This window comes from Mesorhizobium sp. M0292 (assembly GCF_040321695.1).
GTDB lineage: Bacteria > Pseudomonadota > Alphaproteobacteria > Rhizobiales > Rhizobiaceae > Mesorhizobium.
This window is the reverse complement of sequence record NZ_JAMYSB010000018.1, coordinates 59779-81005: the sequence shown is the minus strand read 5'-3', so window position 1 is coordinate 81005 and position 21227 is coordinate 59779. Positions and strand designations below refer to the sequence as shown.

Sequence of the window (21227 nt, the reverse complement as noted above, 5' to 3'; positions counted from 1 at the left end):
GCGCCATCTAAGGGAGCGCCGCAACAGGGAGGAGAACAGAACCATGAGGAGGAAAACCATGAAGACCGTGATTACCGGGTTCGCGCTCGCCGCGAGCATCATTGCCTTGCCTGCAATGGCCGCCGACACCGCCAACATCTGGGTGCGCGCCGACGGCTCGAACTTCATGCCGCGCATCGTCGATGCCTTCAACAAGGGCCATGAGAACCAGGTCAAGCTGGACATCATTCCCAATGCCGAGATCATCCCGAAATATGGCGCCGCCGCCGCCGGCGGCACGGCGCCAGACGCGCTGTCGCTCGACCTGATCTACACGCCGTCCTTTGCCGCCGCCGGCCAGCTCGAAGACATCACCGACTGGGCGAAATCGCTGCCCTATTTCGCCAGCCTGTCGCCGGCGCATGTCAAGACCGGCACCTACAAGGACCACATCTACGGGCTGCCGTTCTCGGCCGACGCCTCGGTGCTGATCTGGAACAAGAAACTGTTCAAGCAGGCGGGGCTCGATCCCGACAAGGGGCCGGCCAACTGGGCCGAGATCGAGGCCGATGCCGAGAAGGTCAACGCGCTCGGCGGCGACATCAAGGGCTTTTATTTCTCCGGCAATTGCGGCGGCTGCAACATCTTCACCTTCACGCCGCTGGTGTGGGCCTCGGGCGGCGATATCCTCTCCGAGGACGGGTCGAAGGCGACGCTGGACAGCCCGCAGCTGCGCGGCGCCATCGACCTCTACCGCTCGATGGTCAAGAAGGACCTGGTGCCGGCCGGCGCGCAGACCGACACCGGCGCCAACTTCTTTGCCGCCTTCGCCACCGGCAATATCGGCATTTCGCCGTCCGGCGCCTTCGCCATCGGCGCGCTCAACACGCAGTATCCGGATATCGACTATGGCGTCACCTTCCTGCCGGGCAAGGACAGCGGCTGGTCTTCGTTTGCCGGCGGCGACAATTTCGTCGTCACCAAGGGCACCAAGAAGCTCGCCGTGGTGAAGGAGTTTCTCGACTTCGCCTATTCGCTCGAAGGCCAGACCATCCTGGCCAAATACGGCAGCCTGCCGGTGCGCGGCGACATCGCCAAGGAGGCGCTGAAGGATCTCGATCCGCGCTACCAGATCGCCGCCGAAGCCATGGCCAAGGGCCGCACGCCCTATTCCGTGGTGTTCAACGACCTGATCAACTCGGCCAACGGTCCGTGGACGCAGATGATCAACGAGGTCGTCTTCGGCGACGACGTCGATGGCGCCATCGCCAATGCACAAGAGACCATGCAGTCGATCATCGACCAGGCGCCGCAAAAGTAAGCGCCGCCCCTACCTCCCCCTCGAGGGGAGGTCGGACCGCAGGTCCGGGTGGGGTCGTTCCGGCAGTGCTCGACGTTCTTTTTCGTCGGCGCACTGCGCGGAGGACCCCACCCCCGGCCTGCGGCCGGACCCTCCCCTCGAGGGGGAGGGGGATCACCGCACCCGGAGCCCACGTATGACCGCAATCACCACCACCCCGCCACGCGCCAGAAAACTGGTCGGTGCCGGCCGCCGGCAGTGGATCGGCCTGCTCTATGTCGCGCCGGCCGTGGCGCTGGTCGTCGTATTCTTCATCATCCCGCTCGGCATGACGGCCTGGATGTCGCTGCACAACTGGCCGCTGATGGGCGAGCATTTTTACATCGGTTTCGACAATTACCGGGCGATCCTGCGCGACAACCGTTTTTGGAACGCGCTGAGCTTCACCGCCTACTACACCGTGATCGTCACCATCGTGATCTTCGCCGTCGCCTTTCCGCTGGCGCTGTTCATCGAAAAGCCCAGGCGGCTGACCGGCTTTTACCGGACATCCTTCTTCATGCCGGCGGTCGTCGGCTTCGCCTCGGCCAGCCTGCTGTGGTCGTGGCTGCTCAATGTCGATTCCGGCCTGTTCAGCCCGGCCGCCTACGATTTCGGCCTGACCGCGAAAAAGTTCAACCTGCTGGCGACGTTCCAGCCGGCCTTCTGGTCGATCATCGCCATGGTCGTGTGGAAGGTGGCGGGCTTCACCATGATCATCCTGATGACCGGCCTGCAGTCGATCCCGACCGATCTGCAGGAAGCGGCGATGATCGACGGGGCAGGGCCGTTCGCGCGCTTTCGCGCCATCACCCTGCCGCTGATGCGCCGCACGCTGGCGCTGGCGCTGATCCTGTCGATCGCCGGCTCGATCCTCGCCTTCGACCAGTTCTACATCATCCTGCGCGGCGGCCCGCGCAACCAGACGCTGACCGCCGTGTACTGGATTTTCAACCAGTCCTTCGTCTCGTTCAAGCTCGGCTATGGTGCGGCGCTGTCGATGATCCTGCTGGCCATACTGGTGGCGCTCAGCCTGGTTCAGCTCTGGCTGCTGCGCAAGCCGGAGGGCATCGACTGATGGCGCAGGCAAGAAGCCGCAGCAGCCGCCTCTGGCTCAGGATCGCCGAGCATTCGACCGGCATGATCGCCTCAGTGCTGTTCATCGCGCCGATCGTCTGGGCCGTGCTGTCGACCTTCAAGCCGGCCCAGGAGGCGCGCCAGCCGCCGCTGCCGCCATGGCCGACGACCGGCTTCTCGGTCGAGAACTACCGCACGCTCGACACCTTTGGCGACGGCCTCTGGCTGCCGGCGCAAAACAGCCTCTATGTCGCCTCGATGACGGTGATCCTGTCGGTGATCGTCAGCGTGCTCGCCGGCTACGGCTTTTCGCGCTTCCGCTTTCCGATGAAGGATGTGCTCTTCATCGTCATCCTGTCGACGATCATGATCCCGTTCCAGTCGATCCTGACGCCGATCTTCCTGGTGCTGACCAAGGTCGGCCTGCACAACACGCTGACCGGGCTGGTCCTGGTCTACGTCACGCTGCAACTGCCGTTCTCGATCTTCATGATGCGCAACGCCTTCGACGCGGTGCCGCGCGAGATCGAGGAGGCCGCGCGCATGGATGGCGCCAACAACGTCACCATGCTGTTGAAGGTGATGCTGCCGCTGGTCTGGCCGGGCATCGTCACCATCGCGCTGTTCGCCTTCCTCGGCGCCTGGAACGAATTCCTGGCCGCACTCGTGCTGATGACCGACCAGTCCAAATTCACGCTGCCGATCATGATGACCGCACTTCAGTCGGGCCGCTTCGGCGCCATCGACTGGGGCGCGGTGCAGGCGGGCGTCACCGTGATGATGGTGCCGTGCCTGGTGCTCTTCCTGTTGCTGCAGCGCTTCTACATCCGCGGCCTGATGGCCGGCGCGGTGAAATGACCCGCCGTGAAATGACCAATATCCAACGGAGTGACACGATGACCGTTCAACCATCCGCCAAGCCCGGCAAACTCGCCTTCCGCCCACTGCCGGTGCCGCAGGTCGATGTCCGCGGCTTCTGGGGCAACCGTGTCGATGCCGTGGCGTCGCGCACCGCCGACATCCTCTACGAGCGCTGCGTCGAGGCGCGCATGCTGGAGCAGATCGACCCGGACCGGCCCTCGCCGGGCGTCGTCATTCCGTTCCATTCGCCGTCGCCCGACGAGGCTGCCAGCCCCGGCTTCACCGGCTCGACGGTGACGACGCAGATGTTCTGGGACTCCGATTGGGGCAAGACCATCGAGACCGCGGCCTATTCGCTCTACCGGCGCAAGAATGCGGCGCTCGAGACGAAGATCGATGCCGTCATCGACCTCTACGGCAGACTGCAGCAGGAAGACGGTTATCTCTCCAGCTGGTACCAGCGCATCCAGCCCGGCAAGCGCTGGACCAATCTGCGCGATTGCCACGAGCTCTATTGCGCCGGCCATCTGATCGAAGGCGCGGTCGCCTACTACCAGGCCACCGGCAAGCGCAAGCTGCTGGATATCATGTGCCGCTACGTCGACCATATCGCCGACACCTTCGGTCCGGAGCCGGGCAAGAAGAAGGGCTATTGCGGCCATGAGGAGATCGAGCTGGCGCTGGTCAAGCTGGCGCGGGCGACCGGCGAGCAGAAATACATGGACCTGGCCAGGTATTTCATCGACCAGCGGGGGCAGCAGCCGCATTATTTCGACGAGGAGGCGCGTGCGCGCGGCGCCGACCCGAAGGCCTATCATTTCAAGACTTATGAGTACAACCAGTCGCACAAGCCGGTGCGCGAGCAGGACAAGGTCGTGGGACATGCGGTCAGGGCGATGTACCTCTATTCCGGCATGGCCGACATCGCCACCGAATATGGCGACGATACGCTCAGGGTAGCGCTCGACCGTCTGTGGAACGATCTCACCACCAAGAACCTCTATGTCACCGGCGGCCTCGGGCCGTCGGCGCACAATGAGGGCTTTACCAGCGACTACGACCTGCCCAACGAAACCGCCTATGCCGAGACCTGTGCCTCGGTCGGCCTCGTGTTCTGGGCCAGTCGCATGCTCGGCATGGGTCCCAACGCCCGCTACGCCGACATGATGGAGCGGGCACTCTACAACGGCTCGATCTCCGGCCTGTCGCTCGACGGCTCGCTGTTCTTCTACGAGAACCCGCTGGAGAGCCGGGGCAGGCACAATCGCTGGAAATGGCATCGCTGCCCCTGTTGCCCGCCGAATATCGGCCGCATGGTCGCCTCCATCGGCAGCTATTTCTACAGCCTGTCGGACGACGCGCTGGCCGTTCATCTCTACGGCGACAGCACCGCGCGCTTCGACATATCGAACCGGGCGGTCAGTCTGATTCAGACCAGCAATTATCCCTGGGATGGCGCGGTCTCGATCCGGATCGAAGCCGACGCTCCGGTGGAATTCACCTTGCACCTGCGCGTCCCGTCCTGGTGCGGCAAGGCGGCGCTCAAGATCAACGGCGCCGCCGTCGATCTGGACGGCATCACCAGCGACGGCTATGCCGCGATCCGGCGCGAGTGGCGCCAGGGCGACCGGGTCGAACTCGATCTCGAAATGTCGATCGCCCGTCTGTTCGCCAATCCGGAGGTGCGTCAGGACATCGGCCGCGTCGCACTTGCGCGCGGTCCGCTGATCTATTGCGTCGAGGAGACCGACAATGCCGGCCAGTTGCATCGGATCGCTCTGCCGCGAACGGCAAAAATCGAGGCGCATGCCGAGCCGAACCTGCTCGGCGGCATCGTCACGCTTTCGGCACTTGCCAGCAAGGAAGCCCAGGAAAACTGGGAAACCGGGCTCTATCGCACCGATCCGCCGACGGTGAGCGAAACGAAAATCACCGCCGTCCCGTACTTTGCCTGGGACAACCGTGAACCCGGTGAGATGCTGGTCTGGCTGCGGGACGGATGAGTTACAGGCTGACGAACGCCGTCAGCGGCAAATGATCCGACGCAACCCGCGACAGCGGCGTATCATGAGCTTCCACCGACGAGACCATGCCGTGCCGGTTGGCCATGATCCGGTCGAGCGCCAGCACCGGCAGGCCTGAGGGAAAAGTCGGCACCGCCGCCGGCGTGAAACCAAAGGTGGCGTGCAGCGTCTTGAGCGCCGAGCGGTTGCCCAGCCGCCATTCGTTGAGGTCGCCGAGCAGCAAGGTCGGCCTTTCATCCTGGTTGCTCATGATGTCGAGCACGACGCGGGCCTGCTCCGAACGCGAGCGGCGCAACAGGCCGAGATGCGCGGCGATGACGCGCAGAGTGCGCGTTTCGTCGAGGTCGATCTCGGCAACCAGCGCGCCGCGGGGCTCCAGTCCCGGAAGCTTGATCTGATGGACGTCGCGCACCGTGCCGCGCTTGAACAAAAGCACGTTGCCGCGCCAGCCATGGCCCTTGCCGCTTCCGGAAACCGGCACCGGCACAAGCCCTGTTTCGTGTTCGATCCGGGCAAGGTCGAGCAGCCCGGCGCGATCGCCGAAGCGGTTGTCGGCCTCCTGCAGCGCGATGACGTCGGGGCCGATCTCGCGGATGACGCGAGCGGTCCGTTCGGGGTCGAACCTGCGGTCGGTGCCGATGCATTTGTGGACGTTGTAGGAGGCGACCACCATCTGGGCGCCTTCAATGTGCTTGCGCGGCGTCGCGTTCGCCTTGCGCGCTTTCCTGCCGCGGATCGACAGGAGCACTGTTTCAGGAAGGCTGCGTCCGTTTATGTCCATAGGCCTGCGTTCAATCTGTCCTGATTCTAAAGATAGGGCGATCCCAGCCATAACAACCGGTCAAAAACCCGGATGACAAATGGCCGCGCTCTTAGGGTTGCGAGTGTGACGGGTTTGGCGGAAGCGATTGCCGCTCCGATGCGCCCCTCGATCTCGGCGGCAAAGCCGGTATCCAGCACCTCCAGGTCGATTTCGAAATTCAGCCGCAGCGACCGGGCGTCGAGGTTGGAGGAGCCTACATAGGCCCACACGCCATCGACCGACAACAGCTTCGAATGGTCGAACGACCCTTCATGGCGCCAGACGCGGCAATAGTGCTTCAGCACCTGGTCGTACTGCGCCGTCATGGCGCGGCCGACCAGGAAGAGATTGTTGACCGCGGGCACGACGATGTCGATCTCGACGCCGCGCCGGGCAGCCGTGACCAGCGCGCTGACAAATTCCCGGTCCGGCAGGAAATAGGGCGACATGATGCGGATCGATTTGCGGGCGACGGAAAATGCCCCCGTCAGCAATTTGTGGTTGGTTTCGATGCTGGCGTCCGGCCCCGACGCCACCGCCCGCACCAGGATCGGCTGACCGGGTGGCGGCGAGGGCTTTTCTACGTGCCAAACCTCGTCCTTGAGGGCCTCGTTGCCGGCAAAACGCCAGTCTTCGGCGGCAACCGCGAACAGGTCGGCCACGACCGGCCCCGTCACCTGGAAATGCGTATCCGCCGAACTGGCGCTGCCGGCGAATTCGGCCGAAAATCCCTTGCGGATGTTCATGCCTCCCGTGAACGCCACCACACCGTCGACGATCAGGATTTTTCTGTGCGTCCTCAAATTCGCATAGGGAAGTCTCAGGCCCATGACGATGTTGCCGTTGAACAGATCGACGGTGACGCCGGCTTCCCGGAGTGTCCCAAGGATGCTGGGCACGGAATAGCGCACGCCGACCGCATCGATCAGCACGCGAACCGTCACGCCGCGCCGGACCGCTCCGGCCAGCGATTCGACAAAACGTCGTCCGATCTCGTCATTGTCGAAGATGTAGGTCTCGAGCAGAATGCTGCGCTGTGCGCTGTCTATCGCCCGGCACATTGCTGCGTAAGCTTCGTCGCCGGTCCTGAGGATCGTGATCGCGTTTGCCGACGTCAGTGCGCGCCGCGCCACCCTGTCGCCTAGCGTCTTCAGGCCGGCAAAGCGCTGGCCGAATTCGGCTGAGATGAGTGTTTCGAGCGCAATGTCGTGGTCGTGTTTGGCTGTCTCGGCTTCACCGGCGACGGGCCGCATGGCGCTGATCGTGGCGCGTCGGATGCGGTTGATGCCGGCAATGGCATAGATGATCGCGCCAAGGAACGGCGACAAGATCATCACGCCGACCCAGCCGGTGGCGGCGCGCACGTCTTCCTTGGTCATGATTGCGTGGACGATGCCGATGGCGGCCATCAGCATCGGAATGATCACAAGGATCAGAGGCCAGTAGGTCACAAAGGTCTGCCACATCGGCAGGACTATCGAGCCAGCGGCCGCAGAAGGCAATGCAACGGATCAACCCGGACGGAAGCGCTCGCGCGTCAGTCCTTCGCCCGCTCCACATAAGCACCGTCAGCCGTCATCACCACCACGCGGGTGCCCGGCGCGATGTGCGGCGGCACCAGCGTGCGCACGCCGTTGGAAAGCACGGCCGGCTTGTAGGACGAGGACGCCGTCTGGCCTTTGGTCGTCGGCTCCGTCTCGACCACTTCGAAAGTAGCGCGCTGCGGCAGCACCAGGGCTATGGCGATGCCGTTGAACTGCGAGATCTGCACCGCCATGCCTTCGAGCAGGTAGGGCGCCATGTCGCCGACCACGCTTTCCGGCACCGCGACCTGGTCGTAGCTTTCCGGGTTCATGAAGTGATACCCCTCGGCGTCGGCGTAGAGGAAGGTGTGCTCGCGCTCCTCGACATAGGCGCGCTCGACCTGCTCGGTGGTGCGGTAGCGCTCCGAAACCTTCACCCCGTCGGAGATGCGGCGCATGTCGAGCTGGGTGACCGGCGTACCCTTGCCAGGGTGGATGTTTTCGGCAAAGAGGATCACGTAAAGCTTGCCGTCCTTGTCGACGACATTGCCTTTACGGAGCGAACTGGCGATGACCTTCACCACGGTTTTCAATCCTAGACTTCGTTGGCCTGAAACGATCGTTCGGCGCAAATCGGCTGCGAGAGCCGTCGCCGTAGCGCATCTTGGCCCGAACCGCCAGCCCTGTCAGCAATTCCGTTGCCCGGCAAACCCATGACTGGCGCTTCGCCCTGGTGGACGCCGGATGTTCACGCCGACCGCCGGCCGCGGCTGATGGCGCGTAACGCCATAGCTGCCGCAATGCGCAGCTGGTTTGGCGAGCGCGACTTCATCGAGGTCGAGACGGCGGCGCTGCAGATATCACCGGGCAATGAGGCGCATCTCTCAGCCTTTGCCACCGAGGCGATCGGCGCCGACGGTGCGCGCCGGCCGCTTTACCTCCACACCTCACCGGAATTCGCCTGCAAGAAGCTGCTTGCCGCCGGCGAACGGCGCATCTTCAGCCTGGGCGCCGTCTGGCGCAACCGCGAGCGCGGTCCTTTGCATCACCCGGAGTTCACCATGCTCGAATGGTACCGGGTCGGCGAAACCTATGAGAGCCTGATGGCTGATTGCGCCGAACTGCTGAAGCTCGCGGCTGAGCGGGCCGGCGCCAAAACCTTCCGCTTTCGCGGCCGCGAGGCCGATCCGTTTGCCGAGCCGGAACGCGTGAGCGTGGCGGAAGCTTTTGCGCGTTACGCCGGCATCGATCTTCTTGCCACCGTTTCTGCCGATGGCGGCACAGACCGCGCCGCACTCCATGATGCTCTGGTCAAGGCCGGCCTGCGCACGGCCGACGATGACAACTGGGCCGATTTGTTCAGCCGGGTAATGGTCGAGAAGGTCGAACCGGTGCTGGGGCAGGGGCGGGCCACCATCTTGTACGGCTATCCGATCTCGGAAGCGGCGCTCGCCCGGCCGAGCGCGGAGGACCAGCGCGTGGCCGAGCGCTTCGAGCTCTATTGCTGCGGCGTCGAGCTCGCCAATGCTTTTGGCGAACTGACCGATCCGGCCGAGCAGCGCCGGCGCTTTGCCGCCGAGATGGACGAGAAGGAGCGCGTCTATGGCGAGCGCTATCCGCTGGATGAGGATTTTCTCGCCGCCCTCGCCATCATGCCGCAAGCCAGCGGCTCGGCGCTCGGTTTCGACCGGCTGGTGATGCTGGCAACGGGCGCGACGAGGATCGATGACGTGATCTGGACGCCGGTCGCCACTCCTTGACGGAAATCGGCCTTGGTTAAACTCACAAACCGGTCAAGCCGCGCGTCTGTGGCGGCCGCCGCGGATGGGCTTTGCGGGCCGCTTGGGCGCTATGCCGCAGCGGGACAATTGCCCGTGCGCCATTGCACAAGCCGCATTGGGACAATAGATGGTGCAACAGCCGCTACCGCCCGGCGCGGCTTCAGCCAGGACCATGCGCATGACCGATACATCAGAGGCAGCGAAATTGACCGACCGCGTCGCGGCACTGGTCGAGGCTGCCAAGCGGGCCGGCGCCGACGCCGCCGACGCGGTTGCCGTGCGCGGCCGCTCGATCGGCGTGTCGGTGCGGCTGGGAAAGGTCGAGAACACCGAAGCGTCCGAGGGCGACGATGTCTCGCTGCGCGTCTTCGTCGGCAACCGGGTGGCGAGCGTCTCGGCGACGGCGGCATCGGACCCCAAGGCGCTGGCTGAGCGCGCCGTGGCCATGGCCAAAGTCTCGCCCGAGGACCCCTATCAGGGTCTCGCCGATCCGGCTTTGCTGGTCGGCAAGGTGCGCGACCTCGATCTGTTCGACGCCACCGAGGTTTCGGCCGATCAGTTGAAGGAAGCGGCCCTTGCCGCCGAGGAAGCGGCCCTTGCAGTCAAGGGCGTCACCAATTCGGCCGGCAGCGGCGCCAGCGCCGGTCTTGGCGGGCTGGTGCTGGCCACGTCGAACGGCTTCGTCGGCCACTATGTCGCATCGCGCTTTTCGCGTTCGGCCAGCGTTATTGCGGGCGAAGGCACCGGCATGGAGCGCGACTACGAATACTCCTCGAACCAGCATTTTTCCGATCTCGACGCGCCGGAGCTGATCGGCCGCAAGGCCGGCGAGCGCGCCGTGCGCCGCCTCGGCGCCCGCAAGGCGGCGACCGGTCCGGTCAACGTTGTGTTCGATCCGCGCGTCGCGCGCGGCATTGCCGGCCATCTCGCCGGCGCCATCAACGGCGCTTCGGTGGCGCGCAAGACCAGTTTCTTGCGCGAGATGATGGGCAAGCAGGTTGCGTCGGCTGCCATCACCGTCACCGACGAGCCGCTACGGCGTCGCGGCCAGGCCTCGCGCCCGTTCGACGGCGAAGGCGTCGAGGGCGAAAAGCTGTTGATGGTCGAGAACGGCGTGCTGAAGCACTGGTTCCTGTCGACGTCCGCCGCGCGGGAATTGGGGCTGACCACCAACGGACGCGGCGCGCGCAGCGGCTCGTCGGTATCGCCGTCTTCGACCAATCTCGCCATCGAGCCGGGCGACAGGACGCCGGAAGACCTGATCAGGTCGCTGAAATCCGGCTTTTATGTCGCCGAAGTGTTCGGCCAGGGCGTCGACATGGTGACGGGCGAATACAGCCGTGGCGCATCCGGCTTCTGGATCGACAATGGTGAGCTTGCCTATCCGGTGGCCGAGGTGACCATCGCCTCCAATTTGAAGACGATGTTCCTCAACATGGTGCCGGCGAGCGATCTTGACCGCGATTTCGGCACCGCCGCACCGACGCTGCTGATCGAAGGAATGACCCTTGCCGGAGCGTGACCCGGTCATATCGGCCGGGGCCTCGGACGACCTCGATCTGCTGCGCGACGCCGCCCGCGAGGCGGGCGCGATCGCCATGCGCTATTTCGGCAAGAACCCGCAAGTGTGGATGAAGGGCGGCACCTCGCCGGTCAGCGAAGCCGACCACGCGGCGGACGCCTATCTGCGCGAGACCCTGCTTGCGGCGCGGCCGGACTATGGCTGGCTATCAGAGGAAACGACTGACGATCCGGCGCGGCTTCTGGCGCGGCGCACCTTTGTCGTCGACCCCATAGACGGCACCCGCGGCTTCCTCGAAGGTCTGCGCTCGTGGTGCGTCAGCGTCGCGGTGGTCGAGAACGGCCGCACGCTCACCGGTGTGCTCGAATGTCCGGCCAAGGGCGAAACCTATTGGGCGTTGCCTGGCCATGGAGCTTTCTGCAACGGCAAGCCGATTGCCGTGCGCGGCCTGGGTAAGACGGTCGAGATCGGCGGGCTGAAGCAGTTGATCGACCTGATGCCGCCGCAATGGCAGGGCCGGGTGCGGCGGGCGGCGCACATCCCCTCGCTCGCCTACCGGCTGGCGATGGTCGCCAACGGCACGCTCGACGCAACCTTCGTCAAGCCCAACGCGCATGACTGGGATATCGCCGCCGCCGATCTCATCTTGCGCGAGGCTGGCGGCGCCGTGCTCGACGGCCATGGCCGCGCGCCGCTTTATGCCGGGGAGATCATCCGTCACGGCGCGCTGGTCGCCGGCAGCGGGCAGTTGCTGACCGTGCTTGCCGGCGTCATTGCCGATACGGAAGCGTGATCGAAGGTTCCAAAGTCGGCAGCTTTGGGCTAGACCTGTCGCAAACTCACAATATGTGAAGGACCGAAATGGCCGCGGAAGACGGAAAGAAACAGCTTTTGCACCTGGTGTTCGGCGGCGAGCTGAAGAAGCTGGGAGGCACCGAGTTCCGCGATCTCGACGCGCTCGACATCGTTGGCGTTTATCCGGACTATCAAACCGCGCACACCGCGTGGAAGGCCAAGGCGCAAGCCAGCGTGGACAATGCCCATATGCGCTATTTCGTCGTCCATCTGCACCGGCTGCTCGACCCTGAAAGCAAGGCCGCCGGTTGACAGCGATGGAGCATGAAGCGGTGAAAGGGCAGCCCACCGGCGCCGCGGTCCGAAGAAGACGCGGCGGCAGTTCGAAGACATTCTGGCGCAAGATCCGCGAGCCGTTGGCGCAGTCGCGAATCGTCAAGAGCATGATCGTCAGCCTGCTCGCCCAGTTCGTCCGCCTGGTGCGCCTGACCAACCGCGTGGTCGAAGGCTCGGCTAAATTTTCAGGCGGCGACTACGCCGAATTCGAACCCGGCATCATCGCGCTCTGGCATGGCCAGCATCTGCTGACCCCAGCCTATTATCCCAAGGGACGGCCGCTGGTCGCCATGGTCTCGCGCAGCGCCGACGCCGAACTCAACGCGCTGATGATCGAAAAATTCGGCATCGAGGCGGTGCGCGGCTCCGGCGGGCGTGAAAGCACGAAGCATCTCGACAAGGGCGGCGCCAAGGCGCTCATCGCCCTGAAAAAGTCACTCGTCGCCGGCAAGAACGTCGCCATGATCGCCGACATTCCCCACGGCACGCCGCGCGACGCGGGGCTTGGTATCGTTCTGCTGGCACGCCTTTCCGGCCGGCCGATCATGCCTGCCGCCATCGCCACCAGCCGCCGCAAGGTGCTGGAAAGGAGCTGGGACAAGACCACCATCAACCTGCCGTTCGGCCGCTCCTCGATCGTCATCGGAACGCCGGTTTTCGTGCCGGCCAATGCCGACGAGGCCGAAATGGAGCGCAAGCGCCAGGAAGTCACGGCCGCGCTCAATGCCGCAACCGCCGAGGCCTATCGGCTCGTGGACGGCAGGCCATGAGCGTCGGCTGGGCGCGCGCCTTCCTGGCGGCCTACCGCCTTGCCGGTGCAGCCGCCTATCCGCTGATGGGTCCCTATGTCGCCTGGCGCACATCGCAGGGCAAGGAAGACCGCAGCCGCAGCCGTGAGCGCTACGGCGTTGCCGGGCGGCCGCGCCCCGAAGGGCCGGTGATCTGGATCCATGCGGCAAGCGTCGGCGAGACCCTTGCGGTCGTGCCGCTGGTGCAAAGCATCCTCGACTACGGTGTCAACATCGTGCTGACGACGGGAACAGTGACCTCGGCGCAGGTTGCCGACGAACGGCTGGGCGACCGCATCATCCACCAATATGTTCCGCTCGACCTGAAGCCGGCCGTCAGCCGCTTTCTCGATCACTGGCGGCCGGACCTGGCTATCATCGCCGAATCCGAGATATGGCCGATGACCATCCTCGAGCTCGGCGCCCGCCACGTGCCGCAGGTGCTGGTCAACGGCCGGCTCTCCGACCGTTCGTTCAAATCCTGGAAGAAGCGCGCCAACATCGCCGAGGCGCTGTTCGAGAACCTCGCACACGTCGTTGCCCAGTCGGATGTCGACGGCGAACGGTTTCGCGCGCTTGGCGCCCGGCCGGTCACCGTGTCCGGCAACCTCAAGGTCGACACCTTGCCGCCGCCGGTCGACGAACGGGCGCTGGCGACGCTGAAGCGCCAGATCGCCGGCCGCCCGACCTGGGCGGCAATTTCGACCCATGACGGCGAGGAGGTGGTCGCGGCGGAAGTCCACGCCACGCTCTACAAGCGCCACCATGGCCTGCTGACGATCATCGTCCCGCGTCATCCCGACCGCGCCGAAGCGCTGGCCGCACAGATTTCCGGCATGGGCCTGAAGCTGGCGCGGCGCAGCAAGGGCGACCGGATCACCGCCGACACCGATATCCTGCTCGGCGATACGATCGGCGAGATGGGGCTTTATCTCCGGCTGACGGAAATCGCCTTTGTCGGCCGCTCGCTGACCTCGGAAGGCGGCCAGAATCCGCTGGAGCCGGCCATGCTCGACACCGCTGTGCTGGCCGGCCGCAACGTCCAGAATTTTCGCGAGGCCTATCAGCGCCTGCTCGACAGTGGCGGCGCCAAGCTGGTGCGCGACCGCGACATGCTGGCCGGCGCCGTCAATTTCCTGCTGAGCAATGAAGTTGCGCGCCATGAGATGATGGCGGCCGGTGCCGCCACAGTCGACCAGATGCGCGGTGCGCTGGCGCACACGCTGAAGTCGCTCGAGCCTTATATCCAGCCATTGATCGTCAAGTCGCGCCTGAAGGGCGCCGACGGGCGATAGGTGGCGTCGGAAGCACCACCTTTCTGGTGGGAAGCGCCGGACTGGCGGGTCTTTGCGCTGTCGCCGCTATCAGCCGTCTATGGCATCGTCGCCGGCCGCCGCATGCATCGGGCGGTACGTGAAAAGATCGACGCGCCAGTGCTTTGCGTCGGCAACTTCACCGTCGGCGGCAGCGGCAAGACGCCGATCGCCATCGCGCTGGCCAAGCAGGCCCGGCGCATGCAGCTCAATCCCGGATTCCTGTCGCGCGGCCATGGCGGCTCGTTCGCGCAGCCGCATGTCGTCGATGCCAGTCACGACGCTGCAAAGCATGTCGGCGACGAGCCGCTGCTTTTGGCCGAGCACGCGCCGGTTGCGGTGAGCCCCAACCGCGCCGCCGGCGCCAAGCTGCTCCTGAAAGCCCATGGCTGCGATTTCCTGATCATGGATGACGGTTTTCAGAGCGCGCGCATCCATATCGACTATGCGCTGGTCGTCGTCGACGCCCGCTACGGCATCGGCAACGGCCGCGTCATTCCGGGTGGACCGCTGAGAGCCAACATCGTCGACCAACTGGTGTTCACCGATGGGCTGTTGAAGATGGGCGAGGGCGCTGCCGCCGACCAGGTCGTGCGCCAGGCGGCGCGCGCCGGCCGGCCAGTCTTCGAGGCGCATGCCGAGCCCGCGGCCAAGGAGCGGTTTGCCGGCCGGCGGTTCCTCGCCTTTGCCGGCATCGGCCATCCCGAAAAATTCTTCGACACGCTGCGCGGCACAGGCGCTGAGGTGGCGCTGAGCCGGTCGTTTCCGGACCATCACTTCTATGCCCCTGATGAACTCGCGGAACTGGCGGCAACCGCGCGCCGCGATGGACTAGGCCTCGTCACCACCGCCAAGGACGCCGCCCGGCTGCGCCATGGCGCTGCCCCGGCCGATTTCCTCGCTGAACTCGCCGTGCTGGAGATCGACGCCACGTTCGAACTCGACACTGTGCCGGAGCGCATCATCGACGAGACGCTGGATGCCTGGAGACAGCGCAAGCTGCGAGGGTAGGGCGTGCAGCGTCACGCGGAGATGCTGGCGGACAGCACCCCCCTCTGGCCTGCCGGCCATCTCCCCCGCAAGGAGGGAGATCAGCAGCTTTGCCAATGGCGCTCATTCTGCAACGCTGGTGATTTGGCGAAAGCAAAGATGATCATCCAATCTCCCCCGTTGCGGGGGAGATGTCCGGCAGGACAGAGGGGGGTGTGAAGGAACGCGACCAACGGCTCTGTGCGCGCCTTTAACCCCGGCTGCGCAGGTCCGGATGCATCTCGATCTCGCGGCGCAGCGAGGCGGCGGCGCTGACATAGGGCTCCTGCCTGGCGACGCTCCAATATTTGAGCTCGTCCAGCGGAATGCTCTCGCCGGTCACAGCGCAGCGCACGAATGCGCCGGGGCTGGTGACCTGGAAGTCGCCGTCGAGATAGCGGATCCGGGCTTCCTTGCCGCCAGGGCCTTCGAAGCGGTTCATCATGGGGTGGTGCCAGAGTTCATGCTGATTTCATCGCCATAAATTGCCGGCAAGGTCAAGCTTGACGCAATGCTGAGGCGCTATTGTCGGCTCCAAACCATTCTTATGGGACCGGCATGGACATTTCATCCGCCCGCCTGACTGCGCTGCTGCGCGAGGCCATGATATTGGCAGCGGTGCCGTCGGCGAAGGCCGATCCGGCGAAAGCAGCACTTATAAAGGCGCTGGTGCAGCCGCCGACGCCATCCGGTGCGCCTTTGCAGCCGGCAGCGGCGCCGGCGCTGCAGGCGCTGTTGTCCGCAGCCACCGCAAAGGGGCAGCAGACGGGTTCAGCCGAGATCCTGCAGGCCTATCTGGCCCTTGCCGAACCGGGTGACGCGGCGCCCGACGATTTCGGGCCGACAACGGCTGCGACAGGCAAGGCGACGCCAGCCAACGACGATGCACAGCGCGGTCTGCCGGTGCCGCCGGCCAGGGCCGATGATGGCGCTGCCGCAAAGCCGGCAGGACTGCCCTGGTTTGCGCTTCTCGCACCGGGGGTTTCGCCGCCGCGCCGCGCCTCCGCCACCGACGCGGCGGCGAAGCGGGGGCAGGCGATGTCTGGGTCGAATGACACGGTCCAGCCCGAAGGCCGGCAGCAGATGCGTGTCGGCCTGATGGCGCTGGCTGCCGGGTTTCTGGCCGTTGCCATTGTCGGGCTCGCCTTGCTGGTGCTTGGCTGAGCACCGAACGATCGCCGCTATCGCTCGGCTTCGAGGAATGCTTCCATCTTGTCCATCGCCAGCCCCGCCTCGACAGCGATACGGCGTGAAAGTTCGGCGGCAGCCGTGCGTGGCCGCCCCAGCGGCCGGTCGAGCCAGTACGACACCGGGTTCAGCGCCCTGCGCTCGTCGACGGCGACGATGCGGCCTGCCTCCAACTGGTGTCCGGTCAGCGGTGGCCGCGCCAGCGCGATGCCGAGCCCGTAAGCTGCGGCGTCGAGCACGAGATTGTAGTCCTCGAAGCGGCGATCCTGCGGGCGCGGGCGGTAGTCCATCCCTTGCGCGGCAAACCAGGCACGCCAGCCGGAGGCGTCGGAATCGTTGATCAGTGGAAACCTCAGCAGCCGGGCCGGGTCGCCGCGGCCGATCTCGCGGGCAAGGCCGGGCGCGGCGACGGGAAAGACATGTTCCTCGAACAGCTTCACCGAGATGCGGCCCGGAATGCCGCCGCGGCCGCAGCGGACCGACAGGTCGATGCCTTCATCGGCAAGGTCGGCCTGGCGGATGTCGACGTCGAGGACGATGCGCAGCTTGGTGGGATTGTTCTCCAGCGCCGCCATGCGTGGCATCAGCCACAGCCCGCTGACGGAGGGTATCGAGGTCAGCCGCACCACGGCGGTGCCGCGCGGCTCGACCCAGCGGTCGGAATGGCTGGAGATCAGCGCAAAGGCTTCCGCCGTGCGCAGATGCAGGCGGTTGCCCTCGATGGTCAGCGAGACGCCGCGCGCGCCGCGGTCGAACACTTTCAAGCCCAGCCAGTCCTCCAGCTTGGCGATCTGCCGGCTGACGGCGCCGTGGGTGATGTTGAGCTTCTCGGCCGCGGCCGAAAAGCTCCCCGTTCGCGCCGCCGCATCGAAGGCGCGCAGGGTCTCGAGCGGCACCATTGTGTCTGAGCTGTGATCCATAGTCACAGGTGATCCTCGATTTGATCGTTTGTCAACGGCGCCGAAAAGGCGCTTTCTGCCTTTCAACTCTGGGAACCCGAGGACAGGCAGATGAGCGCAACGACCAGCACGTCGAATCCGACACAGCGGATGGACACCACGGCGGCCATCGCCGTGGCGTTGACGGTGGTCGGCTGGGCCTCGGCCTTTCCGGCGATCCGTGCCGGCCTCGCCGCTTTCGGGCCGCTGGAACTCGGTGCGCTGCGCTTTGCCATTGCCGCGGTGCCGGCGGCGATCTTTCTTGCCGTCAAGCGCCCGGCGCTGCCGAGGCTCGACGAAGTGTGGCGCCTGGTCTTTGGCGGCGCCATCTTCGTCGCGCTCTACACTGTCATGCTCAATTTCGGCGAACTGACCGTGTCGGCGGGTGCCGCCGGTTTCATCATCAATGTCAGCCCGATCTTCACCGCCATCATGGCAATGGCATTGCTCGGCGAGCGCTTCTCAAGCTGGGCCTGGTTCGGCACGGCGATTTCTTTCGCCGGCATCGGCATCATCGCCGTGGCCGACGGCAATGGCTTGAGTTTCGACACCGGCGCGCTGCTGGTTCTTGGCTCCGCGCTGTGCTCGGCCGTCAACACGATCGTCCAGAAGCCGCTCTTTGCCCGCCATCACCCGCTGACCATTTCGGCCTCGAACATGATCCTTGGCGCGCTTTGCCTGGCACCCTTTCTGCCGAGCGGCTTTGCGCAGGCCGCGGTCGCCAACACGGCCGGTATCGGCGCCGTGATCTTTCTTGGCATCGTGCCCAGCCTGATCGCCTATGCCGCCTGGGCAACCGCACTGTCGCGTCTTCCGGCAGCGCGCGCCTCGAACTTCCTCTATCTGGTCTCGCCCATGTCGGCCCTGATCGGCTTCTTCTGGCTGGGCGAAGTGCCGACACTGCTCGGTCTCCTCGGCGGCGCGCTGGCGCTCGGCGGCGTCATCGTGGTGAATTTGAAGCGTTAAAACAAAAAGTTGGAACCGTTTCCGGACTCAAACCGGGAGCCGTATCCGCCAGCTGCAGACACCCGGAGGAAGGACCGTTATGGTGAGTTGCCTGGCTGGGGGATGGAATGGGAAAACTGTTCATATCGGCAATCTTTTGCGTTTTGCTGCTGACCGGGAAAGCCGTCGCTGGCTGGTACCAGGTCGAAAACTACGAAGGGTCCATCGGGCCTAATCCAGTCCATCTGTCACTGCAGAGATATGACAGTTTCGGCAGCGGGATTACGGTCGAAGGAAGCTATTTCTACGACGCGAAGCAAAGCCCGATAGCGGTGTACGGCAAGATCACCGGTACCAGCGTCTCCCTTTGCGAGATTGCGGACGACAAGGAATTCGACCGGGTCCTGGTCATTGGATCGAAAACGCCGGTCGACACCGCCCGATGTCCGTTTTCTCTCGACCTTGGCGAAAGCGGCGCAACGGGGACCTGGAACAGAGGCCTGGACAAGTTCCCGATCGTGCTGAAGAAGGTCGCAAGCCTCGACGATACCGGTGAGGCGAAGGTTGACGGCACCGTCGAGATCCCCTTCTGGGCGCAGACAGCCACCCACAGATTTGCCGGGGTCTACGAGAAAGCCGGCTTTCTCGTCTGCATGAGTAAGCTGCGGGTCATCGACAAGAAGAAAAAGAAGGTCGTTCAGGAGATCGTTTTCGATGACGACGATTGCGATGCCGGCATGCTGATGACTCCCATCTACATGAATGTTCAAAAGCAGGTTGGGGGAAGCTTCGAGACAATCTCCGTGAATTTTCGCGGCGGTAGCGCCGGCTACTCAAGGGATTACGTTTTCTCTCATAGATTCAAGGACTATCGCCTGTTGGTGAATTGAGCGTGTGCCCTGACCTGGCTTGTGCTCACCGCCGTCCGAACAGCCGCTCGATATCGGCAAGCTTCAGCTCGATATAGGTCGGGCGGCCGTGGTTGCAGGTGCCGGATCCCGGCGTCGCCTCCATCTGGCGCAGCAGCGCGTTCATCTCCTCGGCCTTGAGCAGACGGCCGGAACGCACCGAGCCGTGGCAGGCCATGGTGGCGGCAATCTTGTCCAGGCGCTCTTTCAGCGTCTCGACTGTATCATTGTCGGCGATCTCATCGGCAAGGTCGCGCACCAATTGCTGGACATTGGTTTCGCCGAGCATGGACGGCGTCTCGCGCACCGCCACCGCACCGGGGCCGAAGCGCTCGATGCCGAGACCGAACCGGGCAAGTGTCTCCGAATGCATGGCCAGCCGCTCGGCGTCTTCTTCCGGCAGGTCGACGATCTCCGGCAAAAGCAGCATCTGCGAGGGCACCGCGCGTAAGTGCAGCGCATTCTTCAGCGCCTCGTAGACCAGCCGCTCATGCGCCGCGTGCTGGTCGACGATGACAAGCGAATCCCTGGTCTGGGCGACGATGTAGTTCTCGTGGACCTGCGCGCGGGCGGCGCCCAGCGCGGTGCCGAGCAGCGTCTCGGCCGGCTCGGCTAAGCCGGCACGCGCATCGGCGCTGGCGAGCGGACCGGCGTCGAATGCAGCCTGGTCGTTTTCGCGGAAGCCGGCGCCGTCAAATCCCATATCCAGCGGCCGCTGTGGCGAGCGGTCAAAGCCCGAAAAGCCCGAGGCCCGGTAGGCCGCGTCATAACTGCGATGACCGTTGGCAGGACCCGCATGGGCGTAGGAGGCGGCTCCCGGCCGGAACGCCGCCACCATCCCGGCGGCCCCGCTGGTGGCGGCGCGGATGCCGGCATTGGCCAGCACCTCGCGGATGGCGCCGACGATCAGCCCGCGTACCAGGCCGGGATCGCGGAAGCGAACATCGGCCTTGGCTGGGTGGACATTGACGTCGACGGTCGCCGGATCGAGCGTCAGGAACAGCACGGTCACCGCGTGCCGGTCGCGCGGCAGCACATCGGCGAAAGCGCCGCGAATGGCGCCAGCAATCAGCTTGTCGCGCACTGGCCGGCCGTTGACATAGGCATATTGCTGCAGCGCGTTGGCGCGGGTGAAGGACGGGATCGAGACGTGGCCGGTCAGGTGCACGCCGTCCCGGCTGGCGTCGATAGCGATGGAATTGTCGGGAAACTCGGCGCCCATCACCTGGGCGACGCGGCGCAGGCTGCCCTCGGTACTGTCATCGGTCGCCGGCAATTCCAGCGTCGAGCGGTCCGAGCCGGCCAGCGTGAAGCGCACGGCGGGGAAGGCGATGGCGATGCGCTTGAGCACGTCGCTGGTGGCGGAGCTTTCGGCGCGCTCGCCCTTCATGAACTTGAGCCGGGCCGGCGTGGCGAAGAACAGGTCGCGCACCTCGACCGTGGTGCCGCGGTTGGCCGCCGCCGGTTTGACCGCCGAAACGCGGCCGCCTTCGATGGCGATCTCGGCTGCAGCGTCGCCTGCGGCCGTGCGCGAGCGAACCGACAGTCGCGACACCGAACCAATTGACGGCAATGCCTCGCCACGGAACCCGAGCGAGCGGATATCGTGAATGTTGTCGGCAAGTTTCGAGGTGCAGTGGCGCGCAATGGCCAGCGCCAGTTCCTGTTCGGGGATACCGGAGCCGTCATCGGTGACGCGGATCAGGTTCAGCCCGCCGCCGGCAGTGACGACCTCGACGCGGGAGGCGCCGGCGTCGAGCGCGTTTTCGACCAGTTCCTTCACCACGCTCGCCGGACGCTCGATGACTTCGCCGGCGGCGATCTGGTTGATCATCGTTTCGGAAAGCTGGCGAATGGGCATGGGGGTATTATAGGCGGATTCGAAGGGTGTGCGGAAGGCTTCAATGAATGCCGGACATTGGAGACGCCAGCGGGACAGCACCCCCCTCTGGCCTGCCGGCCATCTCCCCCGCAAGGAGGGAGATCAGATGTCACGACGGCTTTCGCCAATCTTCAATGCTTGAAGGGTGACGCGACATATGAACTGCCAATCTCCCCCCTTGCGGGGGAGATGTCCGG

20 protein-coding genes are annotated in these 21227 nt (G+C 65.0%); 14 read left to right on the top strand and 6 right to left on the bottom strand.

Annotated elements, in window-relative coordinates; translation table 11 throughout:
- Nucleotides 1–58: 58 nt before the first annotated feature.
- The 4 genes from NKI96_RS24060 (at nucleotide 59) to NKI96_RS24045 (ending at nucleotide 5259) form a co-directional block, all read left to right on the top strand.
- On the top strand, nucleotides 59–1300 hold the full coding sequence (locus NKI96_RS24060) for an ABC transporter substrate-binding protein (protein ID WP_023752063.1): 1242 nt from the start codon (nucleotides 59–61) through the stop codon (nucleotides 1298–1300).
- A gap of 175 nt (nucleotides 1301–1475) precedes the next feature.
- Nucleotides 1476–2396 carry a carbohydrate ABC transporter permease gene (locus tag NKI96_RS24055; protein ID WP_023705752.1) on the top strand — a complete coding sequence of 307 codons (921 nt, stop codon included), beginning with the start codon at nucleotides 1476–1478 and terminating at the stop codon, nucleotides 2394–2396.
- Nucleotides 2396–3253, top strand: coding sequence for a carbohydrate ABC transporter permease (locus tag NKI96_RS24050; protein WP_023705753.1), 858 nt, complete (start codon nucleotides 2396–2398; stop codon nucleotides 3251–3253). Before NKI96_RS24055 ends, NKI96_RS24050 begins: the two co-directional genes overlap by 1 nt.
- Nucleotides 3254–3291: 38 nt before the next feature.
- Nucleotides 3292–5259, top strand: coding sequence for a glycoside hydrolase family 127 protein (locus tag NKI96_RS24045; protein ID WP_352806504.1), 1968 nt, complete (start codon nucleotides 3292–3294; stop codon nucleotides 5257–5259).
- Nucleotide 5260: 1 nt separating this feature from the next.
- Here the strand turns inward: NKI96_RS24045 and NKI96_RS24040 are convergent, their stop codons facing one another.
- The 3 genes from NKI96_RS24040 to efp form a co-directional block, all read right to left on the bottom strand.
- A complete protein-coding gene (locus NKI96_RS24040) occupies nucleotides 5261–6061 on the bottom strand; it encodes an endonuclease/exonuclease/phosphatase family protein (protein WP_023671569.1) in 801 nt (266 codons plus the stop codon).
- A gap of 26 nt (nucleotides 6062–6087) precedes the next feature.
- On the bottom strand, nucleotides 6088–7548 hold the full coding sequence (locus NKI96_RS24035; RefSeq protein ID WP_023816275.1) for a phospholipase D-like domain-containing protein: 1461 nt from the start codon (nucleotides 7546–7548) through the stop codon (nucleotides 6088–6090).
- A 71-nt stretch (nucleotides 7549–7619) separates the two neighbouring features.
- Complete coding sequence (gene efp / locus NKI96_RS24030) at nucleotides 7620–8189, bottom strand: elongation factor P (RefSeq protein WP_023682947.1); 570 nt, start codon at nucleotides 8187–8189, stop codon at nucleotides 7620–7622.
- Between the two features lie 129 nt (nucleotides 8190–8318).
- Between efp and epmA the strand changes: the two genes are divergently transcribed.
- From epmA to lpxK, 7 genes are all read left to right on the top strand, one after another.
- Nucleotides 8319–9365: an EF-P lysine aminoacylase EpmA gene (epmA, locus tag NKI96_RS24025; RefSeq protein ID WP_352806501.1), complete on the top strand. Its 1047-nt coding sequence runs from the start codon at nucleotides 8319–8321 to the stop codon at nucleotides 9363–9365.
- 199 nt (nucleotides 9366–9564) lie between these two features.
- Entirely contained in the window at nucleotides 9565–10908 is a 1344-nt protein-coding gene (locus tag NKI96_RS24020) for a TldD/PmbA family protein (RefSeq protein WP_031247166.1), read from the top strand.
- On the top strand, nucleotides 10895–11701 hold the full coding sequence (locus NKI96_RS24015) for a 3'(2'),5'-bisphosphate nucleotidase CysQ (protein WP_023745487.1): 807 nt from the start codon (nucleotides 10895–10897) through the stop codon (nucleotides 11699–11701). Before NKI96_RS24020 ends, NKI96_RS24015 begins: the two co-directional genes overlap by 14 nt.
- 68 nt (nucleotides 11702–11769) lie before the next feature.
- On the top strand, nucleotides 11770–12015 hold the full coding sequence (locus tag NKI96_RS24010) for a DUF4170 domain-containing protein (RefSeq protein ID WP_023682943.1): 246 nt from the start codon (nucleotides 11770–11772) through the stop codon (nucleotides 12013–12015).
- A 5-nt stretch (nucleotides 12016–12020) separates the two neighbouring features.
- Nucleotides 12021–12809 (top strand): lysophospholipid acyltransferase family protein, encoded by a 789-nt coding sequence (locus NKI96_RS24005; RefSeq protein ID WP_023682942.1) that lies wholly within the window; start codon nucleotides 12021–12023, stop codon nucleotides 12807–12809.
- On the top strand, nucleotides 12806–14122 hold the full coding sequence (gene waaA, locus NKI96_RS24000) for a lipid IV(A) 3-deoxy-D-manno-octulosonic acid transferase (protein ID WP_023671577.1): 1317 nt from the start codon (nucleotides 12806–12808) through the stop codon (nucleotides 14120–14122). Before NKI96_RS24005 ends, waaA begins: the two co-directional genes overlap by 4 nt.
- Nucleotides 14123–15151, top strand: coding sequence for a tetraacyldisaccharide 4'-kinase (gene lpxK, locus NKI96_RS23995; protein WP_023724837.1), 1029 nt, complete (start codon nucleotides 14123–14125; stop codon nucleotides 15149–15151).
- A 229-nt stretch (nucleotides 15152–15380) separates the two neighbouring features.
- On the opposite strand, the gene NKI96_RS23990 is transcribed toward lpxK, so the two are convergent.
- On the bottom strand, nucleotides 15381–15614 hold the full coding sequence (locus tag NKI96_RS23990) for a DUF2093 domain-containing protein (protein WP_023694434.1): 234 nt from the start codon (nucleotides 15612–15614) through the stop codon (nucleotides 15381–15383).
- 113 nt (nucleotides 15615–15727) lie between these two features.
- Between NKI96_RS23990 and NKI96_RS23985 the strand changes: the two genes are divergently transcribed.
- A complete protein-coding gene (locus NKI96_RS23985; RefSeq protein WP_023745489.1) occupies nucleotides 15728–16333 on the top strand; it encodes a hypothetical protein in 606 nt (201 codons plus the stop codon).
- Between the two features lie 17 nt (nucleotides 16334–16350).
- Here the strand turns inward: NKI96_RS23985 and NKI96_RS23980 are convergent, their stop codons facing one another.
- Entirely contained in the window at nucleotides 16351–17277 is a 927-nt protein-coding gene (locus tag NKI96_RS23980) for a LysR substrate-binding domain-containing protein (protein WP_023724839.1), read from the bottom strand.
- Nucleotides 17278–17367: 90 nt separating this feature from the next.
- On the opposite strand from NKI96_RS23980, the gene NKI96_RS23975 reads away from it, so the two are divergent.
- Both NKI96_RS23975 and NKI96_RS23970 read left to right on the top strand, forming a co-directional pair.
- Entirely contained in the window at nucleotides 17368–18261 is an 894-nt protein-coding gene (locus NKI96_RS23975) for a DMT family transporter (protein WP_023715225.1), read from the top strand.
- 107 nt (nucleotides 18262–18368) lie between these two features.
- On the top strand, nucleotides 18369–19130 hold the full coding sequence (locus tag NKI96_RS23970; protein ID WP_023715226.1) for a hypothetical protein: 762 nt from the start codon (nucleotides 18369–18371) through the stop codon (nucleotides 19128–19130).
- A gap of 25 nt (nucleotides 19131–19155) precedes the next feature.
- Here the strand turns inward: NKI96_RS23970 and mutL are convergent, their stop codons facing one another.
- Nucleotides 19156–21009 carry a DNA mismatch repair endonuclease MutL gene (gene mutL, locus NKI96_RS23965; protein WP_352806495.1) on the bottom strand — a complete coding sequence of 618 codons (1854 nt, stop codon included), beginning with the start codon at nucleotides 21007–21009 and terminating at the stop codon, nucleotides 19156–19158.
- Nucleotides 21010–21227 lie beyond the last annotated feature (218 nt).